Consider the following 12,666-nt stretch of genomic DNA (forward strand, 5'->3'; position numbering starts at 1 on the left):
CCGGATTGCTTTCTCTGAAATGAGAAGTCTTTTGCTGAAGAATCCGTGTGTCCTTTATTGATCTGCAGGAAGCTGCAATCATCTGGCACAGCAACGGATGAAAAAGAGGATTTAGGAAGAAACGTTGTTATTCCATTTATAAATCAAAACTAAATTTATCGGCTTCACCTTGCCGTATTATTTATACCGTCTGTGGCTCACCTTCATGTCATTTTTGATTTGGGAATGGAATTACAGCCTGCAGATTGCCGGGATAAATTTCGCACTTCCGAAGGGGTCAGGCCGAATCGCTGTTTAAAAGCACGGTTGAACCAGGAAAGATTATTGAAACCCATATCAAACGCTAACGTGCTGATGCAGCAATCGCTATACACAGGACTGCGCAAATGCCAATAGACTTGATCGAGGCGTAATTCAGTCACATAATCAGCAAAGGTGGTTTCTTCGCTGTGAAACAAGGTACGTATATATTGGGACGATATGCCCTGGCGTAGGGCGACCTGGCTGATGGACAATTCACTTTCGGTGATATGTTCCAGGATGTCACGCTTGATCGCCTCGAGTCGTACTGCACGTAAATGGCATTTGCCCGTAACTTGTGCCTCTTCCCGTTTCGCACCAAACAGCAGCGTAACCAGATCGTGTATCTGTGTGGAAACCAGTAAAGTAAGGTCCGGAGACAAGCTGTCTCCTATTTGTATCAGCATTTTTGTATAGCCAACCAGCAAACGTAATGCTGGCATGGAGGCGCTGGTGACTTTCTTTATCAGGAATCCATCCCGATTGGAAACCCGGGGGGCGATCAGCGTGGCCGGGATATCGATAATTGCAAGGGATACCGTATCGGCAATATGTACCTGATGGATCAAATCAATCGGTATCAGTAAGGCTTCTCCAGGCTGGCAACAGACAGGATCACTACTTTCCCCATTGATGACTGCCATTCCATCGAGTGGCACCAGCAGTACCAGGTTATTGCTGTTCTCAGCGGGAGCGGGGTCATGAGTATGCTGGGATGCTGCAGTGACTGCATACACTCTCAGATTAGGCAGTAGCTGCCCGGCCATCTCCATGAAAGAGGACGGGTCCGGATAAGATGGGGTATCCGTACTGATCATGGCAGCATGAATATCCTGAAATACAGATACAGGTTCACTTTCAGGGAAATCGCAGGAGGGAGGTTTCAATCGGCTCATATGTAGTAGTTCAGATTTGATCTGACAGCAGGTCTTGCCAAGAGGTGGGATTACCCGGTTTGATAGAGGTGCGAATCTTTATCAACCAAACGCGAAAGCGTAAAGGAGTAATCCCATGAGCAGTGTTCATCATAAAATCATTAAACACAAGATTGGCTTGCTTAATCTGGCAGCTGAGCTTGGCAATGTATCCCGTGCCTGTAAGGTGATGGGTTTTTCTCGCGATACTTTCTATCGCTATCAGGCAGCTGTGGAAACAGGAGGTGTTGAAGCTCTGATAGATGCAAACCGACGTAAGCCCAATATCAAGAACCGTGTAGAAGAAGCGACGGAAGCAGCGATCCTGGCCTTTGCTCTGGAGCAACCGGCTTTTGGTCAGGTTCGTGTTTCCAACGAACTGCGTAAGCATGGAATTTTTGTTTCTCCGTCTGGTGTCCGTTCGGTATGGCTGCGCCAGAATCTGGAATCGTTCAAGAAGCGTCTGTCAGCCTTGGAGAAACATATTGCTGAGACTGGGGCAGTGCTGACCGAAGCACAGGTGCAAGCATTGGAGAAGAAGCAGGAAGATGATGTTGCTCAAGGCGAAATTGAGACGGCTCACCCCGGGTATCTCGGTAGTCAGGATACCTTTTACGTCGGTACCCTCAAAGGTGTGGGACGAATTTACCAGCAAACCTTCGTCGACACTTATTCCAAGTGGGCAGCAGCGAAGCTGTATACCAACAAAACACCAATTACATCAGCTGATATGCTCAATGACCGGGTACTGCCGTTCTTTGCTGAACAGAGTATGGGCATTATTCGCATTCTGACCGACCGCGGTACCGAATATTGCGGCAAGCCGGAAAATCATGATTACCAGCTTTATCTGGCACTCAATGACATCGAACATTCCAAAACGAAAGCCAATCATCCGCAGACCAACGGTATTTGCGAACGCTTTCACAAAACCATCTTGCAGGAGTTCTACCAGGTGACATTCCGGCGCAAGATTTACCAGTCCATTGAAGAGTTACAACACGATCTGGATGATTGGATGGCGTACTACAACAGTGTGCGGACTCACCAGGGAAAAATGTGCTGTGGACGCACCCCGATGCAAACTTTAATTGACGCAAAGGAGATATGGGACGATAAAATTACCGAATTGAATAACTGAATCTGATCTAACAGGCACTCGTCAAATCGGGTAACTGTCAGATCAGATCTCAACTACTACAGCTCATATCAGAACCTCATTTATCTCAATATTGGCTCCTTCGCTCACTGTATTCCCCCCAGGATATTTATCTGTTATGTCATTGCTTCATTCCAGCCTGTCTTTTCTGTCACCTCTTCTTCCATATTGCGAACCAATCGCACCCGATATCATTCGCTTATCATAAGAATTAACCATATTAAATAATATCGCCTGTTACATATCTGTTACAAATAGCACATAATTTCCTTAAACCCGATTTTTATCTAACATGGGTACAGTGACAAGAAATTTCATTGTCATTCCGATCGAGCCAAACAGGGTTTTATAGAAGCATCCAAATTAAAACGACATCACAGCAATCAGGGCAGTCAATACACCAGCATCCTTGACTCCTTGAAGGCAATCAGATGCCTGACACATATCGATATCCCGCCGTGGTAAGATGTTTGCCCTGTAACAATGAAACGAATGCACCCATGACCACACCTGAGGAAATCACTCAATATCTGCAGGACCACCCGGAATTTTTTGAGGAACACCCTGATCTGCTGGAATCACTCCGTTTTCCACATCCTTACGAAGGCCGTGTCATTTCGATCAACGAGCGGCAGGTAGCAATGCTGCGCGAGAAAAACAAATTGTTGCAGAACAGGCTGCAGGAGCTGATCGATGTCGGTGAAAACAACGATGCCATCAGTGAAAAAATGCATCGCCTGACGGTTGCACTGCTGGGTTTCGGTTCACTGCCCGAACTGCTGCACGAGCTGCAATACCATCTGTGCGAAGATTTTTCCATTCCGCATGTCGTATTGCGCTTGTGGCAGATCGATGAATTTGGCACCGAGGCGGATCTGCCTTCTCCTGAATTCGGTCCGATCAGCAACAATGTACGTATCCTTGCACAGGGAATGCTGCGCCCTTATTGCGGACCGGAGGTGGATGACGAAATCAGGCAATGGTTTGCTCAGGATGCGGAATATCTGAAATCCTTTGCCGTCATTCCATTGAAAAAGCAAAGTAATTTTGGTCTGCTGGTGATGGCCAGCCCGGAGGCAGAACGCTTTTATCCGGACATGGGAACACTTTATCTGGAACGGCTGGGAGATATGGTGAGCAGTTCGATCATGCGCCTCATACAGCAAACTCCCGGAGCAGCCAATCGTGAATCAGCCTCATGATGAGCGTGATACACCCCTGCCGCCACTGCTGAGCGAGTATCTGACTTATCTGGCCAGCACACGCAGTCTTTCCCTGCTGACTCAACACAGCTACCGGCGTGATCTGGTTGCACTGGTATGCTGCATTGCCGCTCAGCATCAAAGTGAACATGAAAACGGGCATGAAGTCACTGACGCTTCGCTGACCCGCTTGCATTCGCACGATATCCGCCATTTCATCGCGCACTTGCATCATGGCGGTCTTTCCGGCAGAAGCCTGGCGCGCATGTTATCCGCCTGGCGTGGGTTTTATCGTTATCTGATGCGCCATCATCACCATACCGAAAATCCCTGCCAGGATATACGCGTCCCCAAATCGCCACGGAAGCTGCCGCATGCGCTTTCACCGGATGAAGCCGCACAACTGCTGGCTTTTGATCCCGCTGATGCACTGGCGACACGCGATCTGGCCATGTTCGAGCTGTTTTACTCATCCGGATTGCGGCTGGCTGAACTGACCCGGTTGCAACCGACCGATATCGATTTCAGCGAAGGTATCGTACGTGTTACGGGTAAAGGCGACAAAACCCGCATTGTACCGGTGGGGGAACCCGCACTGCGTGCATTGCAAGCCTGGTTGCCACTGCGTAGTGCATGGCTGGCACCCGGTGAAACTGCCTTGTTTCTGTCACGGCACGGCCAGCGTATCCACCCGCGCACCATCGCTATCCGCCTGCATCAGCGTGCCCGGCTGCAGAATCTCGATGACCGGGTACACCCGCATGCTCTTCGCCATTCATTCGCTTCCCATCTGCTGCAATCGAGTGGCGATTTGCGCGCAGTTCAGGAAATGCTCGGCCACAGCAGCATTCGCAGTACGCAGGTGTACACCCATCTGGATTTTCAGCATCTGGCCAAGATTTACGATCAGGCCCATCCTCGTGCCAAAAAGAGACCTAAAACCGGTTAGATTTTTGTCAGGAGCCGGTACGAATTCAACCGGGTGATCAGGATTGGTTTCTGAAGGCTGACCAGGCCTGCCGGATGGCACGTGCTTCTGCAAACAATTTTTCCAGCGATTCACCATCATGATCGGCCAGCATCTGCTGCAACCCGAAGAGCTCCTGCTGATAGGTTTCAATTTGTGCCAGCAATGCCGCACGGTTTTCAAGACAGATATCACGCCACATTTCCGGGGAACTGGCGGTAATGCGGGTCATATCATTCAGGCTGCTGCCGGCGAAGCGCAGCAGTGCCAGTGGATCCCCCTCGCTCAAGGTCTGGCTCAGGGTATGAATATGCTGCATCAGTGAAAATGCCAGCATGTGCGGCAGGTGACTGATTGCAGCAAGTAGCTGATCATGCTGCTCCGGCAGCATGGATGAAACACTGGCACCGCAGTGTTGCCAAAGGTCAGCAACACGATCGACGATCTGCTGATCATTCTCCTGCAACGGCGTCAGAATCACGGGTTTATCCTGAAACAGGTCAGGAAAGGCGGCTTCTGCACCGTTGAATTCAGTACCCGCAATGGGATGTGCAGGGATGAAACGTTCAATCCGCTTACCCAGATTGGCACGGGCAGCATGGACTACGTTCTGTTTGGTGCTGCCAACATCAGAAATGATGGTATGGGCTTTCAGATGAGGCGCCATCTGCTGCATGACACCGGCCGTCTGTTTTACGGGAATCGCGAGCAATACGAAATCTGCACCGGACAATGCTGCGGCAAAGTCGCTCGTTTGTTCATCGATGATGCCCAGCTCAAGGGCACGCTGCATGTTTTCAGGACTGCGACCCATGCCGACGACACGATCCACCAGGCCAGCCCGGCGCAGTGCCAGCGCAAATGAACCACCGATCAACCCTACACCGACAACGACTAGTTTTGAAATGGCGGGAAAAGCCATGATCAGGTATTTGTGTTGCTGCTCAATCCAGTTCTTTCAATGCCTGTTCCAGCGCTTGCAGGAACCGCTTGTTTTCTTCTTCGATTCCAATGGTTACCCGCAAATGGTTGAGCATGTCGTAATTACCCAGCGGGCGCACGATGACCCCCTGCTGCAGCAGATTTCTGTATATTTTCAGCGTATTAGCCGGATGCCCGTCGATATGGCAACAGACAAAATTACCGAAGGAAGGAATATATTCGATACCGAGCTGGTCCAGGCCATGAGTCATCTGCTGCATGCCCGTACGATTCGTCATATAGGCAAGTTTGACAAATTCAACATCCTTGAGCGCTGCCTGTGCAGCCGCCAGACCGATACTGTTTACATTGAACGGCTGGCGAATACGATTCATCAGATTGGCGATATCAGCATGTGCCAGCGCAAAGCCAACGCGTACACTGGCAAGACCATAAGCTTTGGAAAAAGTACGGGTGATGACCAGATTCTGGAAATTCTTCAACCACGCGATACTGTTTGCCTTGTTTGCTTCCGGCAGATATTCGTCATAGGCTTCATCCAGTATCACGAGTACATCCTGCGGAACACGTTCCATAAAACGCAGCAGATCCCTGGCGTCACACAATGTCCCGGTAGGGTTGTTAGGATTGGCGATGAATATGATACGGGTTTCCGGCGTAACAGCAGCCAGCATGGCTTCGAGATCGTGGCCATAATTACGGGCGGGGACGGCAATACCTCTGGCACCAACAGCCTGGGCCAGCAGCGGATAGATGGCGAAGGCATACTGGGAATAGATGGCGGTTGAATCCGGGTGCAGAAAAATGCGAGTGGCAAGTTCAAGTACATCGTTGGAGCCATTGCCCAGCACGATCTGGTCGGCCGGCATGCCCAGCCGTTCAGACAACGCTGCCTTGAGCTCGAAACCACTGCCATCCGGATACCGGGCCGATTCGTTGAGCGCCTGGATCATGGCTTCCTTTGCCAGGGGACTGGTACCCAACGGGTTTTCATTGGAAGCCAGTTTGACTACTTCATCTTTATTCAGCCCCAGGTCTCTAACCAATTCTGAGATTGGTTTACCGGGCTGATAGGGCTGAATTGCCCGGATATAGTCCGGAGCCAGTTCACTGAGATTCATCATATTTAAAAGTAAATAGTATCTTGTTCAGGAATTTATCGATTCATGCAGCAGGATAAGAACCGAAAATCTTCAGAAAGGTTGTATTATCACGCAGTGCCTGCAGTGCCCTGGCTACATTTTCATCTTCCTGATGTCCTGCAATATCGGTAAAAAAAACATACTCCCACAGACTGGCACGCGAAGGACGTGATTCCAGGCGGGTCATACTGACCTGATAGCGTGCAAAGGGTGCAAGAAGCTCGTGCACCGCACCGGGCCGGTTATGCGTAGCCATGGCGAGTGAAGTTTTATCCCTCCCGGAACGCGCAACATCCTGACTGCCAATGACCAGAAATCGAGTTGTGTTATTCGGATTATCCTCAATGTTAGCGGCACAAACTTTCAGCCCGAATACTTCGGCAGCCTTCTTTCCGGCAATGGCTGCGGCACTGCTGTCGGCGGCAGCCTGACGGGCAGCATCTGCATTACTGGCGGCATCGATCCGGTCGACAGCCGTCAGACTTTGCAAATTCTCGTTGATCCATACCTGACATTGTGCAAATGACTGCGGGTGAGAATAAATTTTTCGAATAGCGGTCAGATCAGTCTGTTGTGCCATCAGGCACTGGTGTACAGGCAGCTCGAGCTCGCCACATATCTTCAACGGTGTCTGCAACAGCAGATCCATGGTTCTACCGACTGCTCCCTCAGTAGAATTTTCAACCGGAACGACACCATAGCTGGCAGCGCCGGATTCGACCTTGCGAAAAATATCGTCGATCGAACTGCAAGGCAGTGAAGTAACAGCACTGCCAAAACGTTTGGTAACCGCTTCTTCCGAAAATGTGCCCTGCGGCCCCAGATAAGCAACAGTCAAGGGCTCTTCCAGCGCACGGCAAACCGATATGATTTCAGTAAACAGGTGCACAATGTGCTCATCTCGCAACGGCCCCGGATTGGATTGCTGCAGACGGGAAAAAATCTGTGATTCACGCTCAGGACGATAAGCAGTGCCGGATTTCTGTCGGCCGACTTGCTGTGCAAGCCGCGCGCGAGTGCTGATCAATCGGAGCAACTCATCATCGACTGCATCGATTTCATTGCGCAGTTGTTTAAGCTGTTCTGTCATCAATGTGGGTAATGTATTTGCCTGGATTTTTTTGGTTTCATGCCCGTTCAGAAGATTCTGATATCGGCAGATAGCGCACCATCAGTACACCCGTAATCCGGACAATCGCATCGATGGTTTCCTGTGGAACTGCTCTGTCGGTATCGACCAGTGTATAGGCCATTTCCCCGCGGGATTTATTCACCATGTTGTGGATGTTCAGACCGACATCTGCCATGCAGGTCGATATCTGCCCCAGCAGATTAGGAACATTGGCATTGGCAACGGCAACCCGATACGGTGTTCCGCGTTCCATGACGACATCCGGAAAATTGACGGTATAGGAAATGTTACCGTTCGTAACATAATCCATGATCTGGTCAGCAATCATCATGGCACAATTTTCTTCAGCCTCACGCGTGGAAGCGCCGAGATGGGGCAAAGTAACGACTGCCTGCTGTTGCTGCAGTTTCCGGCCGGGAAAATCACAAACATAGTACCGGATGACCCCGCTTTTGATACCAGTCAGCACGGCGTCTTCATCAACGATCGCGTCACGCGAAAAATTGAGCAGAATGGTGTTCTTCTGCATGCAGGAGATCAGTGCATCGTTGATCAGATGACGAGTGGAGTCGTTGAGTGGCACATGCAGCGAAATAAACTGACTGCGGCGTATCAGATCCTCGATCTGGTTTGCTTTCTGTACTTCGGCAGGCAAACTCCATGCAGAATCGATGGTAATTTTCGGATCATACCCGAGCACCTTCATTCCAAGTTTGATTGCGATATCGGCCACCTGCCGTCCGATCTTGCCCAGACCGATGACACCCAGTGTCCGCCCCGGCAATTCCAGGCCGGAAAACTGTTTTTTGCCTGCTTCAACCTGAAGGTTGAAAGACTGATCATCGCCTTCCAGTGTTTCGACGAAGCGTAAAGCCGGTATCAGATTACGCGATGCCATCAACATGCCTGCCAGCACCAGTTCCCTGACTGCATTGGCATTGGCGCCCGGCGTATTGAAAACCGGGATGCCGCGTGCGCTCATCTGGTTGACGGGGATGTTATTGGTTCCGGCACCGGCACGCCCGATTGCAATAACGCTTTCAGGTATTTCCATATCATGCAGGTTATGGGAACGTACCAGTATCACGTCAGGACCGGTAATGTCGCTGCCGATCTGAAAAAGATGTGCAGGAAAACGCTTGAGCCCGACCTGGGCAATCGAGTTCAGTGTAAGGATCCGGGTGATTCTTTGGGTATCATCAGGCATGATTTTTCTCGAATTCCCGCATGAAGGTCACCAATGTCTGTACACCTTCCAACGGCATGGCATTATAGATCGAGGCTCGCATACCGCCGACCGACCGGTGCCCTTTCAATTGAATCAGGCCATGTGCCTGAGCCTGTTTCAGAAATGCGTCATCGAGACCGGAATCACTCAGTGTGAACGGAACATTCATCCTGGACCGATCTGCCCGATTGACCGGGCAATGGTAAAAACTGCTGACATCGATCAGATCATAGATCAGTTTGGCTTTGGCAATGTTACGCTGTTCAATCGCAGTCAGTCCGCCCTGTTTTTTCAGCCATTCCATGACGAGCCCCATGATGTAAATGGCATAAGTGGGAGGCGTATTGTACATTGAAGCATTATCTGCATGCGTTTTATAGCGGAACATAGCGGGTGTTCCGGCAAGCGGTGGAATATTCAGTAAATCCTCACGAACGATCACCACCACCAACCCGGCAGGACCGACATTTTTCTGTGCTCCGGCGTAAATCAGCCCGAACTTGCTGACATCGAAAGGGCGCGACAGGAAATTGGAGGACATATCGGCAACCAGCGGAATGTTTTTGTTGTCACCGGCTACTGCGGATAAATCAGGCGTCCACTGAAATTCGACTCCGCCGATCGTCTCGTTGGACGCGTAATGTACATAAGCCGCATCAGGCGAGATATGCCATTGCGCCAGCGGTGGAATCGAATTGAAACCATCACTTTCCGACGAAGCTGCGATCTGGACAGAACCGTAATTTTTGGCCTCACTGATGGCCTTTGCCGACCATTGACCGGTATTGACATAATCCGCTTTGCCCTTCTTGCCGAGCAGATTCATCGGCACCATGGCAAACTGGCTGGATGCTCCCCCCTGAAGAAAGAGTACTTTATAGTGATCCGGAATGCCCGCCAGCTCGCGCAAAGCAGATTCGGTTTCGTCCGCGATGGACATGAATTCTTTCCCGCGATGGCTCATTTCCATGACTGACATGCCACTGCCGTGCCAGTCCAGCATTTCTTCGCGAGCCTGCTCCAACACTTCCTCCGGCAGTACTGCCGGACCTGCACTGAAATTGTAGATTTTTCTCATTGGTTCACCAGGTTGAGCTAATCCTCATCCGTTTCGACGATTCTCTCCAGTCCGGCCAGTTTCTCACCTGCATCCAGATTGATCAGTGTCACTCCCTGAGTTGCCCGGCCCATTTCACGAATCTCACTGACGCGAGTGCGAATCATGACGCCACCCGTGGTAATCAGCATGATTTCATCACTGGATTCAACCAATTGTGCAGCGACAACTTTACCGTTACGAACATTGGTGTTAATCGCGATCATACCCTGAGTACCCCGGTTATGCCGGGTATATTCGGTAATAGGTGTACGTTTGCCGTAGCCATTCTCAGTCGCGGTCAATACCGCCATATTTTCATTATCTGCAACCAGCAGTGAAATGACCTGCTGCCCTGCTCCAAGCTTCATACCCCTTACCCCGCGTGCATTACGCCCGGTGGGACGCACATCGTTCTCATCGAAACGCATCGCTTTGCCAGCATCAGAAAAGAGCATGACATCATGCTTGCCTTCGGTCAGCGCAACGCCGATCAGATAATCTCCCTCATCGAGGTCGATTGCAATGATTCCATTGGTACGCGGCCGTGAAAACTCTGACAACGGTGTTTTCTTGACCGTACCACCGGCAGTTGACATAAATACGTAACGGGTATCGTCAAATGATTTGACTGGCAGCACAGCATTGATCTTTTCATCCTGTTCCAGTGGCACGAGATTATTCACCGGCCTGCCCCGCGAAGTACGGCTGCCTTGCGGCACATTGTAAACCTTGATCCAGTAGACGCGCCCAAGGCTGGAGAAACACAGAATGAAATCATGCGTATTGGCGATAAACAGATTGTCGATGAAATCGTCCTCTCGGGTAGTGATTGCCTGCTTGCCGCGCCCTCCGCGTTTCTGCGCACGATAATCGTCCAGCAACTGGGATTTGATGTAGCCCGCATGTGACAGGGTCACCACCATATCGGCAGGCGTAATCAGATCTTCAGTATTCAAATTTTGCGCATCTATCACTACTTCACTGCGCCGGGGATCCCCAAACTGCCCTTTGATGGCCGTCAGCTCTTCCACAATGATGGTGGTAATCCGTTCCGGATTTGCCAGTATGTCGAGGAGATCCCGGATCTTGTCGAGTATTTCTCTGTATTCCGAAACGATTTTTTCCTGTTCCAGTCCGGTGAGTCGCTGCAATCTGAGATCGAGAATCGCTTGGGCCTGTGCATCGGATAAACGATAACCCTGGTCTGACATCCCGAACCCGGCTGCCAGCGTTTCAGGGCGAAATACTGCTGCATCGATCATTGCACGGCGAAGCATTTCTTCAACCAGCGAGGATCGCCATGTTCTGGCCATCAGGCCTTTTTTAGCCTCTGCCGGGGTCGGAGCAGCTTTGATCAGCGCAATGATTTCATCGACATTGGATAAAGCAACCGCCAGTCCTTCCAGCAAATGGCCGCGTTCCCGCGCCTTTCTGAGTTCGAATAAAGTACGCCGCGTCACGACTTCACGACGATGGCGCAGGAAATGATCCAGCATCTGCTTCAGATTGAGCAAACGGGGCTGTCCATCGACCAGCGCAACCATGTTGATGCCGAATGTATCCTGCATCTGTGTCTCTTTATACAGATTGTTCAGGACGACTTCGGGTACTTCTCCACGCTTGAGTTCGATGACCACGCGCATACCGGATTTATCCGATTCATCGCGCAGATCGGAAATACCTTCTATCCTTTTATCTCTTACCAGCTCACCGATACGCACCAGTAAATTGGCTTTATTCACCTGATAAGGCAGTTCATCGATGATGATACTGTGGCGATTACCTTTATCGAGCTCTTCAAAATGCGTTCTGGCGCGCATGATGACACGCCCTCTTCCGGTCTGGTACCCGTCTTTGATTCCGGATATACCGTAAATGATGCCTGCAGTTGGAAAATCCGGTGCCGGGATACAAGCCATCAATTCGGCGATATCCACGTCAGGATCACGCAGCAGCAACAGGCAGGCGTCAATGACCTCACCCAGATTATGAGGTGGGATATTGGTCGCCATCCCCACCGCGATGCCGGATGATCCATTGATCAGCAGATTGGGTATTTTGGCCGGCAGGATCAGTGGCTCCTGCTCGGAACCATCGTAATTGGGCCCGAAATCGACTGTGTTCTTGTCGAGATCAGCCAGTAATTCATGGGCAATACGCGACATTCTGATTTCGGTATAACGCATTGCCGCGGCATTATCACCATCGATCGAACCAAAATTACCCTGCCCGTCGACCAGCATGTAACGCAGAGAAAAAGGCTGTGCCATGCGCACGATCGTGTCATAGACGGCAGTATCACCATGCGGATGATATTTACCGATGACATCCCCGACGATACGTGCGGATTTTTTATACGGGCGATTCCAGTCATTGGATAGTTCATGCATGGCATAAAGTACACGACGGTGTACCGGCTTCAGCCCATCGCGCACATCAGGCAAGGCCCGGCCTACGATGACGCTCATCGCATAATCGAGGTAAGAACGCCGCATTTCGTCTTCGAGACTGACGGGCAAGGTTTCCTTGGCGAATTGTTCCATGTATGAATCGCTTTAGTGGTGTGGTGAAATGGTTATCT

10 protein-coding genes are annotated in these 12,666 nt (G+C 50.6%); 3 read left to right on the top strand and 7 right to left on the bottom strand.

Annotated elements, in window-relative coordinates; all coding sequences use genetic code 11:
• Window positions 1-203: 203 nt before the first annotated feature.
• Window positions 204-1,118: a helix-turn-helix domain-containing protein gene (locus HRU73_RS08950; protein ID WP_287398459.1), complete on the bottom strand. Its 915-nt coding sequence runs from the start codon at window positions 1,116-1,118 to the stop codon at window positions 204-206.
• A gap of 193 nt (window positions 1,119-1,311) precedes the next feature.
• On the opposite strand from HRU73_RS08950, the gene HRU73_RS08955 reads away from it, so the two are divergent.
• The 3 genes from HRU73_RS08955 to xerC all read left to right on the top strand — a co-directional run bounded on the left by HRU73_RS08955 (window position 1,312) and on the right by xerC (window position 4,524).
• Window positions 1,312-2,355: an IS481 family transposase gene (locus HRU73_RS08955; protein WP_287398330.1), complete on the top strand. Its 1,044-nt coding sequence runs from the start codon at window positions 1,312-1,314 to the stop codon at window positions 2,353-2,355.
• Window positions 2,356-2,873: 518 nt separating this feature from the next.
• Complete coding sequence (locus HRU73_RS08960; protein WP_287398460.1) at window positions 2,874-3,575, top strand: DUF484 family protein; 702 nt, start codon at window positions 2,874-2,876, stop codon at window positions 3,573-3,575.
• The gene (gene xerC / locus HRU73_RS08965; RefSeq protein ID WP_287398461.1) at window positions 3,559-4,524 is read left to right on the top strand and encodes a tyrosine recombinase XerC; all 966 of its coding nucleotides are present in this window, start codon (window positions 3,559-3,561) and stop codon (window positions 4,522-4,524) included. Before HRU73_RS08960 ends, xerC begins: the two co-directional genes overlap by 17 nt.
• Before the next feature lie 37 nt (window positions 4,525-4,561).
• Here the strand turns inward: xerC and HRU73_RS08970 are convergent, their stop codons facing one another.
• The 6 genes from HRU73_RS08970 to gyrA are packed head-to-tail and all read right to left on the bottom strand — an operon-like array spanning window position 4,562 to window position 12,628.
• Window positions 4,562-5,464 carry a prephenate dehydrogenase gene (locus tag HRU73_RS08970; RefSeq protein ID WP_287398462.1) on the bottom strand — a complete coding sequence of 301 codons (903 nt, stop codon included), beginning with the start codon at window positions 5,462-5,464 and terminating at the stop codon, window positions 4,562-4,564.
• 22 nt (window positions 5,465-5,486) lie between these two features.
• Window positions 5,487-6,605, bottom strand: coding sequence for a histidinol-phosphate transaminase (gene hisC, locus HRU73_RS08975; protein ID WP_041356386.1), 1,119 nt, complete (start codon window positions 6,603-6,605; stop codon window positions 5,487-5,489).
• A 43-nt stretch (window positions 6,606-6,648) separates the two neighbouring features.
• A complete protein-coding gene (gene pheA, locus HRU73_RS08980) occupies window positions 6,649-7,716 on the bottom strand; it encodes a prephenate dehydratase (protein ID WP_276678935.1) in 1,068 nt (355 codons plus the stop codon).
• Between the two features lie 37 nt (window positions 7,717-7,753).
• On the bottom strand, window positions 7,754-8,965 hold the full coding sequence (locus tag HRU73_RS08985; protein WP_287398463.1) for a 3-phosphoglycerate dehydrogenase family protein: 1,212 nt from the start codon (window positions 8,963-8,965) through the stop codon (window positions 7,754-7,756).
• Window positions 8,958-10,064 carry a 3-phosphoserine/phosphohydroxythreonine transaminase gene (gene serC / locus HRU73_RS08990; RefSeq protein WP_287398464.1) on the bottom strand — a complete coding sequence of 369 codons (1,107 nt, stop codon included), beginning with the start codon at window positions 10,062-10,064 and terminating at the stop codon, window positions 8,958-8,960. The genes HRU73_RS08985 and serC overlap by 8 nt, the downstream gene beginning before the upstream one ends.
• Before the next feature lie 17 nt (window positions 10,065-10,081).
• A complete protein-coding gene (gene gyrA / locus HRU73_RS08995; protein WP_287398465.1) occupies window positions 10,082-12,628 on the bottom strand; it encodes a DNA gyrase subunit A in 2,547 nt (848 codons plus the stop codon).
• Window positions 12,629-12,666: the final 38 nt, after the last annotated feature.

The sequence above is a fragment of the Nitrosomonas sp. H1_AOB3 genome, from assembly GCF_015709435.1.
Taxonomy (GTDB): domain Bacteria; phylum Pseudomonadota; class Gammaproteobacteria; order Burkholderiales; family Nitrosomonadaceae; genus Nitrosomonas; species Nitrosomonas europaea.